Source organism: Rhodococcus sp. NFXS4, from assembly GCF_058139645.1.
Map to the genome: position 1 here is coordinate 430654 of NZ_CP192221.1, position 22621 is coordinate 453274.

A 22621-nucleotide genomic window follows, 5' to 3' on the forward strand; every position below is an offset into this window, starting at 1 on the left:
AGGCGTACGTCACATTCGATCATCCGTCTCGTCGTGCGAGGAGCTACACATGAAGGCAGAGCCGACCGTGGTCCTGGAGGGCTACACCTACTTCGAGTGCCCACGGTGGCGGGAGGGTCGTGTCTGGGTCTCCGACTTCTACACCCACCAGGTGCTGTCGGCGAACGAGGACGGCAGCGACGTCCGGGTGGAGGCCGAGGTGCCGCACCAGCCGTCCGGGCTCGGGTGGCTTCCCGACGGTCGGCTCCTGGTCGTCTCGATGCGAGATCAGACCGTTCTGCGGCGCGAGGAGAACGGCGACCTCGTGGTGCACGCGGACCTGTCCGCGCACGCGACCGGCAACGCCAACGACATGCACGTGGATGCGGACGGGCGCGCCTACGTCGGCAACTTCGGATTCGATCTCATGAACATGGCGCCCATCGAGACGGCCTCCCTGCTGCGTGTCGAGCCCGACGGCAGTGTGCACGAGGACGCCACCGATCTGCACTTCCCGAACGGCATGGCCGTCACCGCAGGCGGCGATCTCCTCGTCGACGAGACGCTCGGCAACCGGATCAGCGCCTTCGCGATCGGCGACGACGGTGTCCTCGGACCGCGCCGCGACTGGGCTGTGCTCGGTCCGATGCCCGAGTCGACGGACATGGCCGAGGGCATCGGCCAGGTGGTGGTGGCGCCCGACGGTTGCGCTCTCGCGCAGGACGGCACGCTGTGGGCGGCCGACGCACTGGGGCAGCGCATCGTGCAGATTCGCGAGGGCGAGGGAGTGGTCGACGAGTTGACCTTCGACACCGGGGTGTTCGCGTGCGGATTCGGCGGCGACGACGGCCGCACCCTGTTTGTCTGCGCCGCACCCGATTTCAACGAGCACGCCCGCAAGGACGAGCGCGAGGGACGGCTGCTGTCCGTCCGGATCTGACACGCACGAAGCCCCGAGGACATCCTCGGGGCTTCGGTGCTTCAGCTGCTGGGGTCAGGCCTTGTCGGGCTCGCTGGCGCGCAGCATGTCCTCGCGCTCGACGACCTTGACGCGCTCGCGGCCCTGCGGCTCGCCGAGGCTGCGCTCGTGCGCGTCGAGGCGGTACCAGCCGTCCCACGTGGTGAACGGGACCTTCTTGTCCTCGAGGAACGCGACGACGGCGTCCTCGGACGGGTCGGTGGCACCCGCGAACGACGGGGCGTCGGCGAGGAGGTTCGCGACGGTCTCGTTGGCGTCACCCTTGGTGTGGCCGATGAGGCCGACGGGTCCGCGCTTGATCCAGCCGGTGACGTACGTGGCGTCGACGGGGGTGCCGTCGTTGTTCTTCACGCGGCCGGCCTCGTTGGGGATGGTGCCCGCGAGGTCGTCGAAGGGGAGGTCGGCGATGTTCTGCGACAGGTAGCCCACCGCGCGGTAGACGGCCTGGACGTCCCAATCGGTGTAGTTGCCGGTGCCCTTGACGTTGCCGGTGCCGTCGAGTTCGGTGCGCTCGGTGCGCAGTCCGACGACCTTGCCGTCCTGGCCGAGCACCTCGTGCGGCGACTCGAAGAAGTGCAGGAACAGCTTGTGCGGGCGGTCGCCGGCATCGCGGATCGCCCAGTCCTGCAGCGTGTTCGCGACCATGTCGACCTGCTTGGACTCGCGGCGGGCCTTCTCCGAGCCCTCGTCGTAGTCGATGTCCTCGGGAGCGACGATGACCTCGATGTTGGGGGAGTGGTCCAGCTCGCGGAGCTCGAGCGGCGTGAACTTGGCCTGGGCGGGGCCGCGGCGGCCGAACACGTGCACCTCGACGGCCTTGTTGGCCTTCAGGCCCTCGTAGACGTTCGCGGGGATCTCGGTGGGCAGCAGCTCGTCGCCCGTCTTGGCCAGTACGCGGGCCACGTCGAGCGCGACGTTGCCGACGCCGAGGACGGCGACCTTCTCGGCGTCGAGGGGCCAGGTGCGTGGCACGTCGGGGTGACCGTCGTACCAGGAGACGAAGTCGGCGGCGCCGTAGCTGCCGTCGAGGTCGATGCCGGGGATGTTCAGCGCGCGGTCCGCGTTGGCGCCGGTGGAGAAGATGACGGCGTCGTAGAAGCGGCGCATCGTCTCGAGGTCGATGTCGGTGCCGTAGTCGATGTTGCCGAGCAGGCGGACCTGCGGCTTGTCGAGCACCTTGTGCAGCGCGGTGATGATGCCCTTGATGCGCGGGTGATCCGGTGCGACGCCGTAGCGGATCAGACCGAACGGAGCGGGCATGCGCTCGAAGAGGTCGATGCTCACGCCGGGGCCGGAGACGTTGTGGTCCGACTTCATCAACGCGTCGGCGGCGTAGATGCCGGCCGGGCCTGCACCCACGATGGCCACTCGGAGCGGGCGGGTCTGGTCAGTCATCAGCGTGGATCTACCTAACATCGTCGTCGGCCGGCCGCCCATCGAGCTCGGAGCGGGCGTCGTGGCCGCAGGGAGGCGGACACCCCAGCATAAGTGACGAGGCGGCGCCTCCGGTGCGCCAGGTGGCCGTGACGTGTGCACAGAGAACTGGGTGAACATCGGGATTCCACCGAGTGATGCGGCCCACAGTCGGGCATGGATCGCGGACCCCTCAGGCTTGCGTCAGAGGACAGCTCGACAGTCAGCACCTTCGAAAGGCCGATCGACGTGACCGAACTCAGTCCCGAATCACCCCTGCTCCAGCCGCTCGAACTCGGCGACATCCACGCCCGCAACCGTGTCTTCATGGCGCCGCTCACGCGCAGCCGCAGTGGTGACGACGGTGTGCCCGGTGACCTCGTCGTCGAGTACTACCGCCAACGTGCGGGTGCCGGCCTCATCGTGTCCGAGGGAACGCAGCCCTCCGCCGTCGGCAAGGGCTACACCAACACCCCGGGCCTGCACACCGACGAGCAGCAGGCCGGCTGGGCGAAGATCGCGGACGCGGTGCACGGTGAGGGCGGCAAGATCGTCGTCCAGCTGATGCACGCGGGTCGGGTGTCCCACCCCGACAACTCGGGCCTCGAGGCCATCGCACCGTCCGCCATCGCGCCCGGTATCGAGATGTTCACCAAGGGTGGGTCGAAGGAGATCCCCGCGCCGCGCGAGATCGCCGCGGACGAGATCGCTCGCGTGGTCGACGTGTTCGTCGACGCCTCGACCCGTGCGATCGAGGCCGGTCTCGACGGTGTCGAGCTGCACGCCGCCAACGGCTACCTGCTCCACCAGTTCCTGGCGGACGGCGCGAACCACCGCACCGACTCCTACGGCGGCAGCCCCGAGAACCGTGCGCGCCTCGTCGTGGAGGTCGTGCGCGCCGTCTCCGCCGCCATCGGCGCGGGCCGGGTCGGCATCCGCATCTCGCCCGGAGGCACCGCGAGCGGCATCACCGAGGACGACACGACGGGTGCCTACGAGGCCCTGCTGTCGCAGATCGACGGCCTCGGCCTGGCGTACCTGCACGTGCTCGTCGACGCCGAGGATCCGTTCCTGGGCAAGCTGCGTTGGGCCTGGAGCGGCCCGTTCGTGCTCAACACCGGCTTCGCCGCGATGACCACTCGCGACGAGGCCGAGAAGCTGGTGTCCGACGAGATCGCCGACGCCGTCACGGTGGGTCGGCCGTTCATCGCCAACCCCGACCTGGTGACCCGGTGGACCCACGACACCGAGCTCAACACCCCCGACGAGAGCACCTTCTACGGCGGCGGCGCCGAGGGCTACACCGATTACCCGTCGCTCGAGGGCTGAGCTGCACCGAGCTGACATGATCGGAGCATGAGCTCCGAAGAGGATCCGAGACCCACCACCGCAGCGCCCTTCATCGCGGCCGCTGCGGTGGTGGTCGTCGTGGCGGTGATCATCGCGATCCTGTCGCTGACCGGGTCGCCCGACGAGAACGTCAGCGACAACCAGCGTGTCGGGACCGCCGTCGCCGCCTACGTCGAGGCTGTGAAGTCCGGCGACACCGCCGCTGTCACCGCACTGCAGTGCCCCGGCATCACCGACGCACCGCTGGCGGATGCGGGTACGTCGGTGGATCTCGAGAACATCGAGGAGGTGCGGGTCAAGGGTGACGCCGCCGAGGCCGACGTGCGAGTCAGCCTCGACGGCAGCGAGCAGAGCCTCACGTGGAACGCGGTGCGGTCCGGTGACGACTGGCTGCTCTGCAGTCCCTGACGAGCTCTACTCGGCCGTGTCCTTGCTCGCCGTGCGTTCCGACGCCTGAGCTGCGAGGCCGCCCTGGGTGCGCAACGGGACCTCCTTGTAGAACAGGTTGATCACGAAGGCCAGCGCCAGCACGAACCCGGCCACGACGAAGACCGAGTCCATCGCGTCGGAGAATCCGATCTGGAACGGCGCCGCCACCGCGTCGGGCAGCTTCTGGATGAAGGACGTGTCGTCCAGGATGCCCCCGGCGGCCGACCCGTTGCCCTGCACGAGCCCCTGCGCGAGGCCGGACACCGCGGGATCAGTGCTGGACGCGGCCTGACCCACCGCCTCGCGGAACTCGGGAGTCTCCGCGGCGGAACGCAGAGCCGACGCGATGGCGTCGGTCACGCGCGAGAAGAGCAGGGACAGGAACACCGCGACGCCGATGGTGCCGCCGATCTGCCGGAAGAACGTGGCCGACGAGGTGGAGACGCCCATGTCCTGCGGCGGCAGTGCGTTCTGGATCGCAAGGGTCAGCGGCTGCATCAGATTGCCCAGGCCGAACCCGAAACCGAACATCGCGATCATGATCATCCACAGCGGTGTGTCGTACTCGATGAACGAGAAGGCGAACATGCAGACCGTCATGAGAGTCGTGCCGATGATGGGATACGGACGGTAGTGGCCCGTGCGGGAGATCATCTGGCCGGAGAAGATCGACGCGACCATGATGCCCAGCACCAGCGGGAGCATCTGGAACCCGGCGAGCGTCGGCGACGAGCCCTTGACCACCTGCAGGTACTGGGGGAGCAGCGTGATGCCGCCGAACATCGCCGCACCGGTGATGACCGAGAGCACGAGTCCGACGCTGAACGTCGAGTTGCGGAAGAAGCGCATCGGGATGAGTGCGTTCGTCTTCATCCTGATCTCGATGGCGATGAAGGCCGCGATGCCGAGGACGCCGATGGCGTAGCAGATCATGGCCCGCCCGGAGCCCCATCCCCACGTGCGTCCCTGCTCGGCGATGATCAGCAGCGGCACCAGTCCGACGGCCAGCGCCGCGGCGCCGCCCCAGTCGACGACCGCGCTGCCGTGTCGACGCGGCAGATTCAGCACCTTGGCGACGACGAACAGAGCGACGATGCCGATGGGCACGTTGACGAAGAACACCCAGCGCCAGCCGGTGATGTTCAGGATCTCGGACTGGCCCGACAACACGCCGCCGATGACCGGACCGAGCACGCTGGACGTGCCGAACACGGCGAGGAAGTAGCCCTGGTACTTGGCCCGCTCCCGCGGCGGGACGATGTCGCCGACGATGGTCAGTGCGAGCGAGAACAGGCCGCCGGCACCGAGGCCCTGGAACGCGCGGAAGGCCGCGAGTTGGTACATCGACGTGGCGAAGCCGCACAGCGCCGATCCGATGACGAAGATCGTGATCGCGGTCAGGAAGAACTGTTTGCGCCCGTAGATGTCCGAGAGCTTCCCGTACAGCGGCGTGGAGATGGTGGCCGTGATCAGGTACGCCGTGGTGACCCACGCCTGAACGGAGAAGCCCTGCAGGTCGTCCGCGATGGTGCGGATGGACGTCGAGACGATCGTCTGGTCGAGCGCGGCCAGGAACATGCCGAGCATCAGACCGGAGATGATCGTCATGATCTGGCGATGGGTGAACTGCCCCGTGTCGCCGCTCGTGTCCGGCTGTGGTGAGCCGGCGCCCGTCGCAGGGCGCAGTGTGTCGTCCGTCATCGGCTCATCTTGCCCCCTCGAGGCCGTACGCTGCGACTATCGGACATATCGGGCCGAGCCGACCATGTGAGAAACTGGGGTCGTGAGCTACGCAGGAGACATCACGCCCGAGCAGGCCTGGGAACTTCTCAGCACCGATCCGGAGGCCTCGCTCGTCGACGTCCGCACCCACGCCGAGTGGAGCTACGTGGGTGTCCCGGACATCTCGTCGCTGGACAAGCCGACGGCCTTCGTCGAGTGGGTCGCCTACCCGGACGGCGCGAAGAACGAGAACTTCGTCGACGAGGTCCGTGCCGCCGGGGTCGACAAGGGCCCTGTGGTCTTCCTGTGTCGCTCCGGTCAGCGGTCCATCGGTGCCGCCGAGGCCGCGACCGCTGCGGGGCTCGGACCCGCCTACAACGTGCTCGACGGCTTCGAGGGCGCGACCGACGCCGAGGGACACCGCGGCAGTGCCGGGTGGCGCGCCGTCGGACTGCCCTGGCGGCAGAAGTGATCCCCACCGGCGGCGGGTTCTCCAAGCCCCTGCCCGACGGGGTCGGGCAGGGAACTCTCGGTGTCCGCGGCGGTCTGAACCGCTCGGGGTTCGAGGAGAACGCCGAGGCCCTCTATCTCAGTTCGGGTTTCGTGTACGAGAGTGCCGAGGCCGCCGAGCAGGCGTTCACCGGCGACATCGACCACTTCGTCTACTCGCGCTACGGCAACCCGACCGTCACCATGTTCGAGGAGCGGCTGCGGTTGCTCGACGGCGCCGAGGCGGCCTTCGGCACCTCGAGCGGGATGTCCGCGGTCTTCACCGGGCTCGGAGCGCTGCTGAAGGCCGGCGACCGACTCGTCGCGGCGCGGAGCCTGTTCGGCTCGTGCTTCGTCGTGTGCAACGAGATCCTGCCGCGTTGGGGAGTCGAGACCGTCTTCGTCGACGGCGACGACCTGGACCAGTGGGAACAGGCGCTCGCCGTGCCCACCACCGCGGTGTTCTTCGAGACGCCGTCCAACCCGATGCAGTCGCTCGTCGACGTCCGGCGCGTGACCGAGATGGCGCATGCGGCCGGTGCGAAGGTGGTGCTGGACAACGTCTTCGCGACGCCCGTGCTGCAGCGCAGCTTCGACCTCGGTGCCGACGTGGTGGTGTACTCGGGGACCAAGCACATCGACGGACAGGGGCGCGTGCTCGGGGGCGCCATCCTGGGATCGAAGGAGTACATCGACGGTCCTGTGCAGACGCTCATGCGCCACACCGGTCCCGCGCTGAGCCCGTTCAACGCCTGGACTCTGCTGAAGGGTCTCGAGACGATGCCGCTCCGCGTGCGGCACATGAACGCCTCGGCGCTGGCCGTCGCGGAGTTCCTCGAGGCGCAGCCGGGTATCGGATGGGTGAAGTACCCGTACCTGCCGTCGCACCCCCAGCACGATCTCGCGGTCTCGCAGATGAGCGGCGGCGGTACCGTCGTCACGTTCGAGCTCGAGGGCGGCAAGGCGCGCGCCTTCGAGTTCCTGAACAAGCTGCGCATCATCGACATCTCCAACAACCTCGGCGACGCGAAGTCGATGACGACGCACCCCGCCACCACCACCCACCGGGCCATGGGTCCGGAAGGCCGTGCAGCCGTGGGCATCACGGACGGAGTCGTGCGCATCTCCGTGGGCCTGGAGGACCTCGAGGACCTGCTCGGCGATCTGGCGGGAGCGCTCGCCCGGTAGAGCCGAGTGCATCAACGGCCGGCTTCGGTGCGCTGAGCCGCGGTATCCGCGGCTCGGCGCACCGGATCGACGTCAGAGGCCGAAGGGCCTGAGCACCGTCGCGAACTTCGCTGTCGTCTCCTCCAGCTCGGCGCTCGCGTCCGAGGCGGCGACGATGCCGCCACCCGCGGTCGCGACCCCGCTGAGGCCGTCGGCGGCGATGTCCAGGCAGCGGATGGCCACCATCCACTCACCGTCGCCCGACGCGTCGCACCACCCCACCATGCCGGCGTAGAAGTCGCGGTTGCGTCCGGACTCCAGCAGATCGATGGTCTGGAGCGCCAGGTCGGTGGGGCTGCCCGCGACCGCGGGTGTCGGGTGCAGTGCGAGCGCGAGATCCAGTGCCGTGGTGGCGGGGTCGGCCAGTGTCGCGGTGATCGGGGTCGCCAGATGCCACACGGCCGGCGTGCTGGTCAGCGTCGGCCCGTCGGGGACGGACACCTCCGAGCACAGTGGCGCCAGGGCCTCGGCGATGGCGTCGACGACGAAGCGGTGCTCGGCCAGGTTCTTGGCGCTGGCGAGCAGGTCGGCGCCCGCCTGCTCGTCCGCCACCGGATCCTGTTGTCGTGCAGCAGTTCCGGCGAATGGTCGGCAGATCACCTCGGTTCCGGTGCGCCGCACCAGCAACTCCGGCGACGATCCCACCAGGTGGCGGCCGAAGTACGGACCACCCGCCGCGGTGAGATCGACGGCGAAACCGTTGTGCATCGGATTCGCCTCGATGAGCGTGTCCGCGAACGCCGTCGGGGACAGCGGGGCATCGAACACCAGCGTGATCGACCGCGCGAGAACCACTTTGCGTAGTGCGGATCCGGGATGGTTCAGCACCGTCAGGGCACGCTGCACCCGCGCGACGTGCTTGTCGGGTGGCGGGTTCTGGGAGGCGATCACAGCTCCGGGCAGGGTGCTCTGCTCCGGTGTCCGCGGCTCGTCGCGCCGGTCGAACGTCGACGGTTCGACGAGTGCACACCGCGTGGACGCATCGAACCCGATGGCCCCCACGAGAACCCGCGCCGACCCGTCCTCGAGAGCCTCGCGCGCGTCGTCGATGTGATCGAACGCCTGCCGGGTGCCCGTCGCCTCGACGCTGCGGTCGGGCCGGGAGTAGACGAATCTCATCCGAACGGGTTCGCGGTGTGCCCGATGAGGTCGGCGACCGACTCGATGACACGGGTGGGGCGGAACGGGAACATCTCGACGCTGGCGGGGGTCGAGATACCGGTGAGCACGAGGATGGTCTGGAGACCGGCTTCGAGCCCGGACACGATGTCGGTGTCCATGCGGTCACCGATCATCAGCGTGTTCTCCGAGTGCGCGCCGATGGCCCGCAGAGCGGACCGCATCATCAGCGCGTTCGGCTTGCCCACGTAGTACGGCTCACGTCCGGTCGCGCGCGTGATGAGCGCGGCGACGGAGCCGGTCGCGGGCAGCGACCCTTCGCGCGACGGACCGGTCGCGTCGGGATTGGTCGCGATGAAGCGGGCGCCGCGCTCGACCAGTCGGATGGCCGTCGTGATGGCTTCGAACGAGTAGGTGCGCGTCTCACCCAGCACCACGTAGTCGGGATCGATGTCGGTGATGATGTAGCCGATGTCGTGCAGAGCCGTCGTCAGACCGGACTCCCCGACCACGTAGGCGGTGCCGTTCGGACGTTGATTCCCCAGGAACGTGGCCGTGGCCAGCGCCGACGTCCAGATCGACTCCTCGGGGATCTCGAGGCCCGTGCGCCGCAGCCGTGCCTGCAGGTCGCGACGCGTGCGGATCGAGTTGTTCGTGAGGACGATGAACGGCGTGTTCGTGTCCTGGAGCTCCTTCAGGAACCGGTCCGCGCCGGGCACGAGGTGCTCCTCGTGCACCAGGACGCCGTCCATGTCCATCAGGTACGTCCACGGCGGTGTCCCCGTCGTGGACGGAGCATCGTCAGGTCGCACGGCGTCGTCAGGACTCACTCTGTCGGGGCTCACGACACCATTCTGCCCCTCCGGAATCGTCGCGAGTACAACGCGCCGCGGCGTCGGAGCCGACCCTTACAGTGGCCTGGTGCAGTGCGACGACCGAGTTCCGGTGATCCCGACCCTCCCCGACGCGCATCCGCTGGACGATCCCATCCGATCGTCCCTCGTCGGCGCCCACTCCCGGTTCGCTGAATGGCGGGGCCGGATCGCGCGTTACCACCCCGAGGTGGCCGGGTTCTTCGGTCACCCCGAGGACATGACGGCGGAGGACTGGGCGGATCTCGGCGCCCTGCTCCCGGTGGGTGAGCAGGCTGCACTGCGGGGCGACGGCATCACCCCGCCCGCCGGGTGGCGTGTTCTCGACCGCATCGGGCTGCTGCAGTTCGACGGATCCGCGCTGGTGGTGGAGCCGGAACCGGCCGCGCAGGTGCTCACCGCCGACGACGTGCCGGAGATGCTCGATCTCGTGCACCGCACCCGGCCGGGACCGTTCCGCTCGCGGACCATCGAGATGGGCACGTACCTGGGCGTCCGGGACGGGTCGCGGCTCGTCGCCATGGCCGGGGAGCGCATGCATCCCGACGGCTGGACCGAGATCAGCGCCGTGTGCACCGACCCCGAGTACCGAGGGCAGGGCCTGGCGACCCGCCTCATCCGCGCTGTCGGGTACGGCATCCGGGAGCGGGGCGAGATGCCGTTCCTGCACACGAGTGTGACCAACACCCGCGCCGTCGCGCTCTACGACACCCTCGGATTCGTGCTCCGCCGACAGACCACCCTGACGATCGCCGAGGTCGCCTGATGGTCGACATCCGCATTCTCGAGTCGCGGTCCGACCTGCTGGAATCGCAGCGCGTCTTCCGTGCCGCGATGGTGGGACTGCCCACGCTGCAGGTCACCGAGGACGAGATCGCGAGTCTGCGCGAGCCCGGTCGGACCTACGGCGCCTTCGACGGCGATCGACTCGTCGGGACCACCGATTCGGCCCGCGGAACTCTGACGCTGCCGGGCGGTGCTCGGGTTCCCCACCTGGCCGTCACCCATGTCGGGGTGTTGCCGACCCACACCCGCCGCGGTGTCGTGTCCGCTCTGCTGCGGCGCCAGCTGCGGGACGCGCGCGATGCCGGGGACGTCGTCGCCTCGCTCCGTGCGTCGGAAGCTGTCATCTACGGCCGCTACGGCTACGGCGTCGCCACCTCGTCCGTGTCCGCCGAGGTCGTCACCGCGCGTGCGTCGGTGCGGGACGAGGCCGTGTCCAGCGGCACCGTCCGCCTCGTCGACGACGGGGACGTGTTCGACGTGCAGGCCGGCATCGTCGCGTCGCACCCGTCGAGTCGACCGGGCACCATCACCCGACTGCCCGTCTGGTGGAACGCGTCGAGGCTGCGCGGGCGGACCGACACCGATCCGGTGTGGAACGCGGTGCACTCCACCGGCGGGGTCGACGACGGATACGTCCGGTACCGCCCGCGCGACCCGCGGACGTGGTGGTCCGGGAACGACCGCCGGGTGGTCGTCGAGGACCTCCATGCGCCCGACGACGCGGTGTTCGCCGACCTGGTCCGCTTCCTCCTGCGACTCGACCTCGTCGACCGCATCACGTTTCCCGCACTGCCCGTCGACACCGTGCTGCCACTGCTGATGCACGATCGCCGATCCGTACGGCTCGATCGCACCGAGGACGAGACCTGGCTGCGCATCCTCGACGTGTCCGCGGCACTGTCCGCGCGCACGTACGGGCCCGGGGACGCTGTGACCATCGCCGTGCAGGACCCGGACCTGCCGGAGAACGCCGGGACCTACGCCGTCGCACCGGACGGCGTGCGGGTGGTCGACGCGGCGCCGGATCTGACGGTGCACGTCCGAGATCTGGCGTCGGTGCTGCTCGGCGGGACGTCGTGGTCCGCTCTGGTGACCGCGGGCCTGGCGCAGGGCGACCCCGCGGCGGCCGATGCTCTGTTCCGGACCGCGGCGGCGCCCTTCGCCGGCGTCGGTTTCTGACGCACATTCCCCTCCGATCTCTGCGATTCCAACCCGTGTGCCGGGTGCGGATCCCTCCTAACCTCGGGTGTCCGGGGGCGATACGAGGGAGCGCACGATGACCAGGACGGTGACACTCGGCTTCGACGTCGGGGTCGGTTCGGCCGACGGACGAGCCGTGGCCACCACGGTGACCGCGGCCGAGAACGCAGGATTCGGCTACGTCACGTTCGACGACGGCGATCTGGCGACGGGTGGTGTCGACGCCGTCACGCGCGCGGCCTTCGTCGCCGCGACCACCAGCACGGTGGGCCTCGTCGCCACCGCCAGCACCACCTACGCGGAACCGTTCCATCTGTCGTCACAGCTCGCGTCGTTGGACTACGCGTCCCGCGGCCGGGCGGGTTGGGTGGCATCCCGGTCGCTGGCACCCGACGTCGCGGCAGCATGGGGTCGCGAAGTCGTCTCGGCCGATACCGATCTGGTTCGTGAACAGCGTGATTCGGTGACCGTGGCGCGTGGACTGTGGGACTCGTGGGAGGACGACGCGGTGATCCGCGACTTCCCGACGGGCCGGTTCCTGAACCAGCAGAAGCTGCACTACGTCGACTTCGTCGGGGAGGAGTACTCGGTGAAGGGCCCCGCGATCGTGCCTCGCCCGCCGCAGGGTCAGGTGGTGGTGTTCGGCCGATTCGGCGAGATCGACGCCGATCTGCTCGACGTCGTCCTCGTGGAGAACGAAGCGGACGCGCGCGCGGTGACCGGGGCGCACGTCGTTCTCGACGTCGAGGCCCCCGGAAGCCCGACGGCCGCAGCGGCTCTCGTCGAGCGCATTGCTGCCCTCGACGACGCGATCGGCGGGATCAGGTTGCGTCCTGACCTGATCGACGACGATCTCCGCGTCGCCGCACGCTACGTCCTTCCTCAACTGTTCCAGCGGGACCTGGCCCATCGGCCGGTCCCGGCCACGACGCTGCGTTCCACTCTGGGCCTGGCCCGCCCGGTCAACCGATTCGAGGCTGCGCGATGACCGCTCTCTTCCGTCCCGACGCCACCGTCCACCTGGGTGTCTTCTTCCAGGGCGTCAACCACACGACGATCTGGTCGGACCCGGCCAGTGGCTCGCAGATCGACTTCGAGACGTTCCGTCGGCTGATCACGACCGCCGAGCGCGGACTGTTCGACGCCTTCTTCCTCGGTGAGGGGCTCCGACTGCGCGAGCAGGGCGGCAAGATCCTCGACCTGGACATCGCCGGTCGTCCCGACGCCATCACACAGTTGGCGGCGCTCGCCGGCATCACCACGAACATCGGACTGGTGGCCACCCAGAACACCACCTACAACGAACCGGTGGACCTCGCGCGTCGACTGTCGGGACTGGACGTGCTGTCCGGTGGTCGCGCCGGCTGGAACGTCGTGACGACGGACAACGCGTGGACCGGCGAGAACTTCCGACGCGGCGGCTACCTCGACCACGCGGACCGCTACGTGCGCGCCGGAGAGTTCCTCGAGGCCGCCAGAGCCCTGTGGAACGCAGGAGGCACGCCCGACTCCGTGCGCATCCAGTCTTCGCAGTTCGACATCGTCACTGCTGCACCGATTCCCCGCAGTCCGCAGGACCACCCGGTGATCTTCCAGGCGGGAGATTCCAGCACCGGTCGCGACTTCGCCGCCCAGCACGCCGACGTGATCTTCTCCGCGCACGGCACCCACTTCGACGACGCACTCGACTTCGCGAACGACATCCGCGCGCGACTCGTGGCCCGAGGGAGACCGGACGACGACATCAAGATCCTGCCCGGCACCCAGATCGTCCTCGCGGACCACGAGCGGGACGTGGACGAGAAGGTGCGCTGGGTCAAGGAGGGTCAGTTCACCGGCCCGACGACGCTGTCGATCGCCGGCCAGGTGTGGGGGCGCGATCTGTCCGATCGCGATCCCGACGGACCGCTCCCCACCGAGGACCCGATCGTCAGTGGCGTCGTCGGTGCTCGTGGGTCGGCGTTCAACGGCATCGACGTGGATGCACGAGTGCGGGAATGGCGGTCGCTCGCCGAGGCGAAGAACCTGTCGCTGCGGCAGGTCGTCATCGAGACGTCGGCGCGAACCGGGTTCGCGGGTACGCCGAGCCAGGTCGCGGACGAGCTCACCCGGTGGGTCCGCGGAGGGGCGAGCGACGGCTTCAACATCACGCCGTACCTCGTGCCGAGCGGGCTCGACGACATCGTCGACAAGCTGGTTCCCGAACTGCAGGAACGTGGTTCGTACCCGGCCGCCTACGAGGGGTCGACCTTGCGGGAGCACCTCGGACTACGTCGACCCCGCATCGGCGAGTGAGATTCCACTGGTTCCTCCCCACCGGGGGTGACGACGAGAGGCTCGGTGCGCACTTGCACGGAGTCTCGATCGGCGGCGCGTCCACGGCGGGATCCGGCGACGGACACCGGGAGGCGACGCTCGAGTACCTGACCGAATTGGCCGTGACCGTCGAGGAACTCGGTTTCGAGGCCGTGCTCACTCCGACGGGCGGACACTGCGAGGACGCGTGGTTGGTCACCGCGGCGCTGATCCCGGCGACCACTCGTCTGAAGTTCCTGGTGGCGTTCCGGCCGGGCCAGGTCTCGCCCGTGACGTCGGCGCAGATGGTCAGTACGTTCCATCGACTGTCCGGTGGCCGAATGCTCCTCAACGTGGTGGTCGGGGGCGACGACGTCGAGCAGCGGTCCTACGGCGACCGTCTGGCGAAGGAGGGCCGCTACGCGCGGGCGGGTGAGTTCCTCGGCATTGCGCGCGCCGTCTCCGACGGCCGGCCGGTGCGGCCGTCCGGCGACCACTACGCTGTGGACCGACCGAACGGCGGCGGTTTCGGCGGGCATCCTCCGGTGCCGCTTCCCGACGTCTATCTCGGCGGATCATCGGACGCTGCACTGGATGTCGCCGCCGAGCATGCCGACGTCTTTCTCACGTGGGGCGAGTCTCCCGAGGCGGTGGCCGAGAAGATCTCCCACGTGCGGGAGCGGGCGGCTGCCCGCGGCCGCACCCTGCGTTTCGGACTGCGGATGCACGTGATCACCCGCGAGCGCGCGAAAGATGCGTGGGCTCGAGCCGAGGACCTGATCGCCGATGTCGACGACGCGACCGTCCGGACCCGACAGGCACAACTGGGCGCCGTGGGATCGGAAGGCCAGCGACGCATGCTGGCGTTGCACGGCGGTGATCGTCGGAACCTGGTGGTGGGCCCCAACCTGTGGGCGGGCATCGGTCTCGTCCGCGGCGGCGCCGGCACCGCGCTGGTCGGCAGCCACGACGAGGTGGTGGCCCGCATCGAGGAGTATCGCGAGGCAGGTGTCGACGAGATCATTCTGTCGGGGTACCCCCATCTCGAGGAGGCACGTCACGTCGGCGCCGGTGTCCTCGGCAGAATCGCATCGTCACCGTCCGAGAAGGAGTACGCATCATGACAACATCCGTCACCACGTTCGAGCAGGACTGGGCTGCATGGCATTCCGATCGCGAGGAGTACTTCCGCGATCCGTTGGGCTGGGTCGCGCTCACAGGTCTGTACTGGTTGACCGAGACCGACGCGGCCGTGGGGGATCTGCCCGGTGTGTGGCGCGCCGACGACGACGCTCTGCACGTCACCGCGAGCACGGGCGACGGGTTGTCGGTCGACGGGGTGGTCGTGGACGGGACTGTCGCTCTGCACCCCGTCGAGGGGGCTCCCGGCCTCCTCGTGGCCGCCGGTGAGCGGCGCGTCGAGGTGATTCGCCGCACCGGCTCGGTGGCCCTGCGCGTGCACGACCCCGCGGCCCCCACCTTGGCGTCGTTCGGCGGGATCCCCACCTTCGCACCCGACGAGAAGTGGCGCGTGAGTGGCACGTTCACGCCGTACGACTCCGAGCGCACGGTCACCACCGCGGCCGTCGTCGAGGGTCTGGAGCACCACCACGCCGGGCTGGGCGTCATCGACTTCACGCTCGGGAACGCACCGCAACAGTTCGTCGCATTCCGAGGGAAGGCGGGCGGCTTCCACATCCTCTTCACCGACGAGACCAGCGGCGTGAGCACCTACCCCGCGTGCCGGTCCCTCGCGGTCGGCGATGCGGACGCCGACGGCCTGGTGACACTGGACTTCAACCGCGCGTCCAACCTGCCGTGCGCCCTCACCGACTACGCGACGTGCCCGGTGGCGCCTCCCGAGAACCGGCTGACCGTCGCGGTGGAGGCCGGCGAGAAGCTTCCGATCAGGTGACAGCGCTGCCCGTTCTCGACATGTCGACCGCGGATGTCGACGGGTTTCGCTCGGCATTGCGCGAGGCCACCCACGACCACGGCTTCTTCCACCTGACCGGTCATGGTGTCGACCCCGAGCTCGTGTCGACGGTCCTGTCGCTGGCGCGCACCTTCTTCGCGCTGCCGGCGGACGCCAAGGACGAGATCAGTCAGCTGAACTCGCCCCAGTTCCGCGGCTACAGTCGGCTCGGCGGCGAGCTGACCAACGGCGCCGTCGATTGGCGAGAGCAGATCGACATCGGTCCGGAGCGCGAGGTGATTCCCGCGGCGCAGGGATACTGGAACCTGCAGGGCCCCAACCAGTGGCCGTCCGCGCTACCCGAACTGCGTCCCGCGTTCGAGGCCTGGGACGCCGCCCTGTCGGACGTCGGGCTGCGGCTGCTCCGACACTGGGCAGTCTCCCTCGGCGCGGCCGAGGACACGTTCGATGCCGCCTTCGCCGAGCTCCCCGCGACGTTGATCAAGGTGGTGCGGTATCCCGGCAGCACCGAGAACCCGCAGGGGGTGGGCGCGCACAAGGACTCGGGGGTGCTGACGTTGCTTCTCGTGGAGCCGGAGTCGACCGGCTTGCAGGTGGAGCTGCGCGGCGGCGAGTGGATCGACGTACCGCCCGTGGCCGGCGCGTTCATCGTCAACGTCGGGGAACTGCTCGAGGTCGCGACGGGTGGGTACCTGCGTGCCACTCGGCATCGCGTCCTCGCGCCGACGCCTGGCACGGACCGGGTGTCCGTTCCCTACTTCCTCAGCCCCGCACTGGATGCGCGCGTGCCGCTCATCGACCTTCCACCCGAGTTGGCGGCGCGGTCCCGGGGCGTCGACACTGATCCGGACAACCCCCTCTTCCGGACCTACGGCGAGAACGCGTGGAAATCGCGTACCCGTGCACACCCGGACGTGGCCGAGAAGCACCACGGGATCAGGCGCTGAGGCCGCCGCTCGCAGCATCGACGAAGATCCCCTGACGGAGAATCGGAACGCCGGCGCTCTCCCCGACCTCCGCTGCCACCGCGACATCGCCGTCGAATCCGAGGGCGATCAGCTCGCGACCGGAACTGCAGTCACGCAGTGCCGTCGACGGATCATCGGCCACCGCCGTCCAGGCTGCCTGCGCCGCGTCGGCCTCGGGAGACGGGTCGAGAAGACGCCCGACGGCCGCGAGTGCCGCGACGACTGCACCCGCTCCCCAGAAGTCCTCGATCGCGGGGCGTAGCGATCCGTCCGGCCATCTCTCGCCCGCAGCGATGATCGCCACGGAGTCGTCCGGTCCCGCGGTGCGCGCGATCCAGTGCGCGATCGCCGTCGCCGTGCGCAGGGACGCCGCTGCCAGGACGGGTGTCGTCGCCAGCGCCTCGGCGATGGTCGATCCGTTGGGTGACGGAAGAACGAGCCGGGCGGGCACGTCGCGCGCGGACCGGATCGATCCGGGGGACAATGTGATGCGGCCCGGAGCCGCTTGCGAGCGGCGGAACGCCACGGACGCGTCGTGACGTCGGGCGACCTCCTCGGTGTCGGCGCCCGCGTGCGGGACGACGCCGATCCCTCGGTCGAGAGCGACACTCACCGTGGTGGTGAACGACAGGACGTCCACGATCACGGCGATGTCGGCGTCCGACGCGATCGCCTCGGCTCCGCGCAGGCCCCAGTCCACCCGGGTGCGATGTCGCCGCTGACGGTGCTCGAGGTTCACGGCTGCCCGGCCAGCTCGGTGCCCCGCAGCTCGTAGGACTTCAGTGTCCAGTACGCGCCCAAGGTGATCACTGCGACCGCTTTCACCACCAGTACCGCGAGCGCGCCCTGGCGGAGGACGAGCACCAGGGCGAGCGCCGACGCCGGAGCGACGACGACCACGACCGCCACGACTCGATAGGCCCTGCGGTAACGGCGGATTCGCCGTTCGGAGTCCCGGGACGGATCCAGGGTGTCGTCCGCGCACCGCCAGACCGACACCGCGAAGCTGACGAAGAAGGCCACGGCGGCGACGGCGTGGACCGTCATACGCAGGCCGAAGTCGCTCTGCCCCGGTGGATCCGTGGGCACGAGCGCGACGACGACGAGGAAGGCGCCGGCCGCGTTCAGCAGTCTGTTCTCGAGCGGCCCGTGACCGCGGTAGCAGATCAACGCGATACCGGTCCCGGAGAGCACTCCGACGAACACGTCGCGGGCCGGGCTGTAGTAGTACTCGCTCATCGATCCGAGCACGGGAAGGTCGGGATCGAGCAGCGACCAGGCGACGAGCAGGAGAGGCAACCCGACGGCCATGATCGCCATCGCCGCGCGCAACGCGAAATACGTGCCGACGATGTGCTCGGCGAGCGGGTCGGACCAGGCGCGGAGCGGGCTCATGGGCTCGACTCTACGGCGCGCGGAGGGTGTCGGACCCTCGAGTTACCTTCTGCAGGAATCGAGGATCCGGGGGGAGATCGATGAACGACACGGTAGAGCTGCACCCACCGTCGGTGGACGAGATACGGCTGTTCACAGCGCGTTTGGGGCTGGTGGAGGACGGCGGGTCGGCGCGGGAAGGAATCGATGCCGTGACGGCCATCGAAGCCCTGAAGTGCGTGGGCGCGGCGACGCAGGCGGTAGTGACCGCCGGGGTGGCGGCGAGCGTACGAGCCGATCGGCGTGATCGCGGGCTGCCGAGGAAGCAGTGGGATCTCGGGATCGCGTCACAGGTGGGTCTGGCACGTCGCGAGTCACATCGGCGTGGTGGCACATACCTCGGACTCGCACGGGCACTGGTGCACGAGATGCCGTACACCCTGCAGTCGATGCGCGAAGGCCGCCTGAGCGAGCACCGCGCGATGCTGCTGGTGCGGGAGACGGCGCACCTCACCGTGGCGGACCGGCGGGAGGTCGATCGCCGGTTGTGCGCCGACGCCTCGACGTTGGAAGGGAAGGGCGACAAGCAGGTGGTCGCGCTCGCGGTGGCCGCGGCGGTCGAGCTCGATGCCGCGGCCGTGGTGCGGAGGAACGCGCGTGCGGCTGCGCAGCGCCGCGTGAGCGTGCGTCCGGCTCCGGATTTCATGGGATACGCGACGGCGCTGTTGCCGATGGACAAGGCGGTGTGCGTGTACGCCACGTTGCGCCGAGACGCGGACGCGCTCGTCGCAGCCGGCCGTGCCGAGGGTCGAACGCGTGATCAGGTGATGGCGGACCTGTTGTTCGAGCGCGTGACCGGGGGAGATGCAGCGGCGGGTCCCCCGGTGGCGGTGCAGCTGGTCATGTCCGACGAGTCGTTGCTCGCCGGCGGTGACGAGGCCGCGCACGTTCCCGGCTACGGCATGGTTCCCGCCGAAGTGGCCCGCCGTGCGGTGGCCGACCGCATCGACGGCGGGAGTGTCGGTGCGACCCTGCGGCGGCTCTACGCCGTCCCGTCGACGGGACAGCTCACGGCGATGGACTCGACGGCGCGTGTGTTCCCGGCGGGACTCGGTCACTACATCGACGTCCGCGACCGGACGTGCCGCACACCGTGGTGCGATGCGCCGATCCGACACCACGACCACATACGCCCCTTCAGGTTCGGTGGCCCGACGACGGCGGAGAACGGCGTGGGACTGTGCGCCGCCTGCAATTACGCGAAGGACGCGGAGGGGTGGGAGGCCCAGCGGGTCGTCGAGCACGTCGACGGCGGCCACATCGTCAGATTCCGGACGCCGACGGGCCACACCTACGACTCGGCTCCGCCGGCAGTACCGTTGCCGCTTCCCACCACGATGGTGGAGACGCAGCTGTACGAGCTGCTCGTTCAGCGTCGAGCCGGGTGAGACACAGCACGGTGGCCGGCCACGAGATCCGCGGCGATCGCGTCGTTGTGCCGGAAGAAGCCGGCGTCGATGCCGGGCCGGGCGAAGGCGCCGGACCAGGCGTGGCCCGCCACCCACATTCCCACCGCGTACCGATGGGGGTGCGCCGTGCCCGATGCGTCGATCACGCGGGACGAGCCGTCGACGGCCAGTTTGGCCGGACTCGTCGGAGACGCACTCACCTCGCGGACCTCACAGCGCTCGTGCAGCGATCGCAGCAGGGCGTCGGCGCTGCGCGAGATGGACGCGCTGGGCAGTCGGGCTTCGATGAGCGTCCGCGCTCGCACCACGTCGTGGTGCACGTGCGAGGTCGCCCGGAAGCCGTCACCGTCCGCCTCGAACCGCACCTCGGGGCCGAGGTAGCGAATGACTCCGGCGCGGCCGAGTGCGAGCAGCTGCTCCAGGCGCTCGGGCGGGGGACCGCTCGCGAGGAAGCTGAAGAAGGAATGCAGCTGTCCCTCCACCTGCGTCGCGACGTCGTCCGGGCGCAGTCGCTCTGTCCGAACGAGCTCTCCCACAGTCCGATACACCGACAGCAGGGCCGAGAACACGGCGGCGTCCGCGCTGAAGCGGGGGTCGCGCCGTCGTGCCAGGTCTGCCTCGATGTAGCGGTGCACCTGCTCTGCGGCATCGGCCGCCGAGTCGAATCGGGCGTGCCGCAGGGGTCGGTCGAGCGTGTCGACGTCGAAGTGGTCCTCGGGATCGGGGACCAGTCGTTCGACCAGTTCACCGACTGCACGGGCCCCGTCACGGCCCAGGGCGGTCTCGAGTTCGATGAACTGCCCGCGGACACGGTCGGGGTGGGAGCGGAACAGCTCGTGATAGTGCGCCCACGCAAGTTCCGTGACCGCGAGAGGCCAGACCGCCGTACGGAAGTCGAGCGTCTCCGTTCCGGGAAAAGCCTCGGGTACGAAGAACCTCGGGAGAGGCGGTGCCGCATCGGCGATGGAGTACGAGATCTTGGCGTGGTACGGAACCCCGCGTCGAGATCCGGCGTACACCAGGGGTTCCCGGCCGGAGGCCGTGTACACCAGGGTGCCGTCACCGGAGCGCGAGAAGGTGCCGCCGCGTGACTCCGCGAGCAGCACCATCCAGTCCACGAAGGCGAGACCGAGGCCCGAGATCAGGACGGGTTCGGCCTCGGGAACCAGCGCCGGGTCGAGGTCGGCTGTGTATCCCGGCCCGATGTACCGGAGACCGTGGGTCTCGGCATGGGCGGCCAATGCCTGGACGTCCGCCGGCGGCAGAGTGTCGGGTTGGCCCTGCGCCAGAACGACATCGGTCACCTCGAGCACGGTGCCGTCGTCGAGGATCAGGCGCTGGTGGACACCCCGATCCTCGATGTCGACGACGCAGGCCCGGTGCACGTGCACTCGAACACGATCCGGCCGCGCCTTCACCGCGCTCTCGAAGACGTGAGCGAGATAGTGGGACTGCAGCGACCGGGACGCGAACGACGACGGGGTGAAACGGAGAATCTCCTCCCGCAGAGCCGGATCCGTGACGAGGGTTTCCCGGTTCGCCGTCACCCACTCCGCGAGGGTGGGACCGCCCGACCCGTCGGGCAGCATGGCCACGTCCGCCGCGACGGAGTTCATCCACAGCAGGGGGTCCTGGTTCCGTCGCCAGATCCGCCCTGCACCCGGCGGGTGGGGGTCGACGACATGGACGTCGATCGGTTCGGTCAGCTCGTCGGCCCGGCCGACGATCCGCTCGAGGATGCCGGTCGCGCGGGGTCCTCCGCCCACGAACGCGATGCTCACGAGTACGGTCCCGCCGTGAAGCCCGCAGCGCGCCGGGAATCGTCCTCGCCCCACAGCAGTGGTTCGGGAAGTTCCTTGCGCACTCGCGGCACCACCTCCTCGGCGAACTGGCGGAGGATGTCCTTCTGGTGCTCCGGTTCGAGCAGGTGGTTGATCGACACCGACTGCAGGACATGCCCGTATGCGTGGTGGTAGTCCACGATCTTCTCGGCGACGCGCTCCGACGACCCGACGAGCGCGGGACCGCGATCCACGGCCTCCTCGATCGAGCGGAAGCTCGTCACCTTGCCCACCGCCCCGGGATCGTGCCGACGCTGGTCGGCCTGTGCCACCGCACCCTCGTAGAGCGGGCGGTACTGCTCGACGGCCTGATCGGTCGTCTCCGCGAGGAACAGCCCTCCCGAGCCGGACCCGACGAAGGCGAACCGGGGATCGTGCCCGGCCTCGGCGTACTTCTCCCGGTAGCGGTCGACGAGGACGGCGTAGTTCTCCCGCGGCTGGAATGCGTTGGCCGTGACGAGGGGGTCACCCCACCGGGCCGCGAGGTCGACGGCGTGTGTCGACGTCGCCGACCCGTGCCAGACGCGGAAGGGACCGGCGAACGGCCGCGGCAGAGTGGTGGCGTTCTCGAGCGGAGTCCGGTGCTGCCCGGACCACGTGACGTTCTCCTCGCGGATCAGTCGACGGAACAACTCGTAGTTCTCGGTCAGGTACTCGTACTGGCGCGCGATGTCCTTCCCGAACAATGGGTACTGCCACGCCTCGTTGCCCTTGCCGACGACGATCTCGAGCCGCCCGTGGCTCAGCTGGTCGACGGTCGCGAGGTCCTCCGCGAGACGCACGGGGTCGAGTACCGAGAGCACCGTGACGCCGGTCGACAGCAGAATCCGGTTCGTGGCCTGTGCCAGCGCGCCGAGGATCACCGTGGGGCTCGACGACAGGACGTCCCCGGCGTGACGCTCGCCGACCGCGAAGGAGTCGATTCCCAGCTGGTCCGCGTGCACGGCGAGGTCGACCACTCGGTCGAGCCGCTCGGCAGCGGGTACCACCTCCCCGGTGACGGGGTGGGGCGGATTGAAGACGATGTCCAGGACCTGAAAGCGCACCACAGCCTCCTCGCGCTCGTGCAACCTCCCACGGTGCCGGGCTGCTCACCTCGGTGACAGGGTTGCGCGCACTGCGATTCGAAGGCCTCGGGCGGATCGGAGGCCCCGACTGATAGACATGACGGTG

Annotated in this window: 21 protein-coding genes; 13 read left to right on the plus strand and 8 right to left on the minus strand. The window is 69.3% G+C overall.

The window, feature by feature from the left end:
• Positions 1-49: 49 nt before the first annotated feature.
• Complete coding sequence (locus tag J4E04_RS02020; RefSeq protein ID WP_027506207.1) at positions 50-919, plus strand: SMP-30/gluconolactonase/LRE family protein; 870 nt, start codon at positions 50-52, stop codon at positions 917-919.
• A 54-nt stretch (positions 920-973) separates the two neighbouring features.
• Here J4E04_RS02020 and J4E04_RS02025 read toward each other — a convergent pair whose 3' ends face one another.
• A complete protein-coding gene (locus tag J4E04_RS02025; RefSeq protein WP_027506208.1) occupies positions 974-2353 on the minus strand; it encodes an FAD-dependent oxidoreductase in 1380 nt (459 codons plus the stop codon).
• 267 nt (positions 2354-2620) lie between these two features.
• On the opposite strand from J4E04_RS02025, the gene J4E04_RS02030 reads away from it, so the two are divergent.
• A complete protein-coding gene (locus J4E04_RS02030) occupies positions 2621-3700 on the plus strand; it encodes an alkene reductase (protein WP_490149796.1) in 1080 nt (359 codons plus the stop codon).
• A 27-nt stretch (positions 3701-3727) separates the two neighbouring features.
• Entirely contained in the window at positions 3728-4129 is a 402-nt protein-coding gene (locus J4E04_RS02035) for an Rv0361 family membrane protein (protein WP_051613444.1), read from the plus strand.
• 6 nt (positions 4130-4135) lie between these two features.
• On the opposite strand, the gene J4E04_RS02040 is transcribed toward J4E04_RS02035, so the two are convergent.
• A complete protein-coding gene (locus J4E04_RS02040) occupies positions 4136-5851 on the minus strand; it encodes an MDR family MFS transporter (protein WP_490149797.1) in 1716 nt (571 codons plus the stop codon).
• Between the two features lie 82 nt (positions 5852-5933).
• On the opposite strand from J4E04_RS02040, the gene J4E04_RS02045 reads away from it, so the two are divergent.
• Both J4E04_RS02045 and J4E04_RS02050 read left to right on the plus strand, forming a co-directional pair.
• Positions 5934-6344, plus strand: coding sequence for a rhodanese-like domain-containing protein (locus J4E04_RS02045; RefSeq protein WP_027506210.1), 411 nt, complete (start codon positions 5934-5936; stop codon positions 6342-6344).
• Positions 6344-7549, plus strand: a complete 1206-nt coding sequence (locus tag J4E04_RS02050; RefSeq protein ID WP_027506211.1) for an O-succinylhomoserine sulfhydrylase — start codon at positions 6344-6346, stop codon at positions 7547-7549. The genes J4E04_RS02045 and J4E04_RS02050 overlap by 1 nt, the downstream gene beginning before the upstream one ends.
• Before the next feature lie 72 nt (positions 7550-7621).
• Here the strand turns inward: J4E04_RS02050 and J4E04_RS02055 are convergent, their stop codons facing one another.
• On the minus strand, positions 7622-8707 hold the full coding sequence (locus J4E04_RS02055) for an isochorismate synthase (RefSeq protein ID WP_490149798.1): 1086 nt from the start codon (positions 8705-8707) through the stop codon (positions 7622-7624).
• On the minus strand, positions 8704-9465 hold the full coding sequence (locus tag J4E04_RS02060; protein WP_037186095.1) for an HAD-IIA family hydrolase: 762 nt from the start codon (positions 9463-9465) through the stop codon (positions 8704-8706). The genes J4E04_RS02055 and J4E04_RS02060 overlap by 4 nt, the downstream gene beginning before the upstream one ends.
• A 163-nt stretch (positions 9466-9628) precedes the next feature.
• Here J4E04_RS02060 and J4E04_RS02065 point away from each other — a divergent pair, with 163 nt between their 5' ends.
• The 7 genes from J4E04_RS02065 (at position 9629) to J4E04_RS02095 (ending at position 16743) form a co-directional block, all read left to right on the plus strand.
• On the plus strand, positions 9629-10345 hold the full coding sequence (locus tag J4E04_RS02065; protein WP_490149799.1) for a GNAT family N-acetyltransferase: 717 nt from the start codon (positions 9629-9631) through the stop codon (positions 10343-10345).
• Complete coding sequence (locus tag J4E04_RS02070; RefSeq protein WP_490149800.1) at positions 10345-11544, plus strand: GNAT family N-acetyltransferase; 1200 nt, start codon at positions 10345-10347, stop codon at positions 11542-11544. Before J4E04_RS02065 ends, J4E04_RS02070 begins: the two co-directional genes overlap by 1 nt.
• A 97-nt stretch (positions 11545-11641) precedes the next feature.
• Positions 11642-12553: an LLM class flavin-dependent oxidoreductase gene (locus J4E04_RS02075; RefSeq protein WP_490149801.1), complete on the plus strand. Its 912-nt coding sequence runs from the start codon at positions 11642-11644 to the stop codon at positions 12551-12553.
• Positions 12550-13860: an LLM class flavin-dependent oxidoreductase gene (locus J4E04_RS02080; RefSeq protein ID WP_490149802.1), complete on the plus strand. Its 1311-nt coding sequence runs from the start codon at positions 12550-12552 to the stop codon at positions 13858-13860. Before J4E04_RS02075 ends, J4E04_RS02080 begins: the two co-directional genes overlap by 4 nt.
• Entirely contained in the window at positions 13857-14984 is a 1128-nt protein-coding gene (locus tag J4E04_RS02085; protein ID WP_490149803.1) for an LLM class flavin-dependent oxidoreductase, read from the plus strand. Before J4E04_RS02080 ends, J4E04_RS02085 begins: the two co-directional genes overlap by 4 nt.
• Positions 14981-15775: a DUF1684 domain-containing protein gene (locus J4E04_RS02090; protein WP_027506217.1), complete on the plus strand. Its 795-nt coding sequence runs from the start codon at positions 14981-14983 to the stop codon at positions 15773-15775. The genes J4E04_RS02085 and J4E04_RS02090 overlap by 4 nt, the downstream gene beginning before the upstream one ends.
• On the plus strand, positions 15772-16743 hold the full coding sequence (locus J4E04_RS02095; RefSeq protein WP_308123803.1) for an isopenicillin N synthase family dioxygenase: 972 nt from the start codon (positions 15772-15774) through the stop codon (positions 16741-16743). The genes J4E04_RS02090 and J4E04_RS02095 overlap by 4 nt, the downstream gene beginning before the upstream one ends.
• Here J4E04_RS02095 and J4E04_RS02100 read toward each other — a convergent pair.
• Entirely contained in the window at positions 16733-17503 is a 771-nt protein-coding gene (locus J4E04_RS02100; protein WP_307097255.1) for a 2-phosphosulfolactate phosphatase, read from the minus strand. The two genes, J4E04_RS02095 and J4E04_RS02100, sit on opposite strands and share 11 nt — an antisense overlap.
• Positions 17500-18159 carry a DUF998 domain-containing protein gene (locus tag J4E04_RS02105; RefSeq protein ID WP_490149804.1) on the minus strand — a complete coding sequence of 220 codons (660 nt, stop codon included), beginning with the start codon at positions 18157-18159 and terminating at the stop codon, positions 17500-17502. The genes J4E04_RS02100 and J4E04_RS02105 overlap by 4 nt, the downstream gene beginning before the upstream one ends.
• An 80-nt stretch (positions 18160-18239) precedes the next feature.
• Between J4E04_RS02105 and J4E04_RS02110 the strand changes: the two genes are divergently transcribed.
• On the plus strand, positions 18240-19586 hold the full coding sequence (locus J4E04_RS02110; protein ID WP_490149805.1) for an HNH endonuclease signature motif containing protein: 1347 nt from the start codon (positions 18240-18242) through the stop codon (positions 19584-19586).
• Here J4E04_RS02110 and J4E04_RS02115 read toward each other — a convergent pair.
• Both J4E04_RS02115 and J4E04_RS02120 read right to left on the minus strand, forming a co-directional pair.
• Complete coding sequence (locus tag J4E04_RS02115; protein ID WP_490149806.1) at positions 19568-21388, minus strand: FAD/NAD(P)-binding protein; 1821 nt, start codon at positions 21386-21388, stop codon at positions 19568-19570. The genes J4E04_RS02110 and J4E04_RS02115 overlap by 19 nt on opposite strands.
• Positions 21385-22494, minus strand: coding sequence for an LLM class flavin-dependent oxidoreductase (locus tag J4E04_RS02120; protein WP_490150602.1), 1110 nt, complete (start codon positions 22492-22494; stop codon positions 21385-21387). The genes J4E04_RS02115 and J4E04_RS02120 overlap by 4 nt, the downstream gene beginning before the upstream one ends.
• Positions 22495-22621: the final 127 nt, after the last annotated feature.

What these genes read in the sequence shown, in the direction of transcription:
- J4E04_RS02020 (WP_027506207.1), top strand. Translation starts at nt 50, where the DNA reads ATGAAGGCAGAGCCGACCGTGGTCCTGGAGGGCTACACCTACTTCGAG.
- J4E04_RS02025 (WP_027506208.1), bottom strand. Translation starts at nt 2,353, where the DNA reads ATGACTGACCAGACCCGCCCGCTCCGAGTGGCCATCGTGGGTGCAGGC.
- J4E04_RS02035 (WP_051613444.1), top strand. Translation starts at nt 3,728, where the DNA reads ATGAGCTCCGAAGAGGATCCGAGACCCACCACCGCAGCGCCCTTCATC.
- J4E04_RS02040 (WP_490149797.1), bottom strand. Translation starts at nt 5,851, where the DNA reads ATGACGGACGACACACTGCGCCCTGCGACGGGCGCCGGCTCACCACAG.
- J4E04_RS02055 (WP_490149798.1), bottom strand. Translation starts at nt 8,707, where the DNA reads ATGAGATTCGTCTACTCCCGGCCCGACCGCAGCGTCGAGGCGACGGGC.
- J4E04_RS02060 (WP_037186095.1), bottom strand. Translation starts at nt 9,465, where the DNA reads ATGGACATGGACGGCGTCCTGGTGCACGAGGAGCACCTCGTGCCCGGC.
- J4E04_RS02070 (WP_490149800.1), top strand. Translation starts at nt 10,345, where the DNA reads ATGGTCGACATCCGCATTCTCGAGTCGCGGTCCGACCTGCTGGAATCG.
- J4E04_RS02075 (WP_490149801.1), top strand. Translation starts at nt 11,642, where the DNA reads ATGACCAGGACGGTGACACTCGGCTTCGACGTCGGGGTCGGTTCGGCC.
- J4E04_RS02080 (WP_490149802.1), top strand. Translation starts at nt 12,550, where the DNA reads ATGACCGCTCTCTTCCGTCCCGACGCCACCGTCCACCTGGGTGTCTTC.
- J4E04_RS02090 (WP_027506217.1), top strand. Translation starts at nt 14,981, where the DNA reads ATGACAACATCCGTCACCACGTTCGAGCAGGACTGGGCTGCATGGCAT.
- J4E04_RS02105 (WP_490149804.1), bottom strand. Translation starts at nt 18,159, where the DNA reads ATGAGCCCGCTCCGCGCCTGGTCCGACCCGCTCGCCGAGCACATCGTC.
- J4E04_RS02110 (WP_490149805.1), top strand. Translation starts at nt 18,240, where the DNA reads ATGAACGACACGGTAGAGCTGCACCCACCGTCGGTGGACGAGATACGG.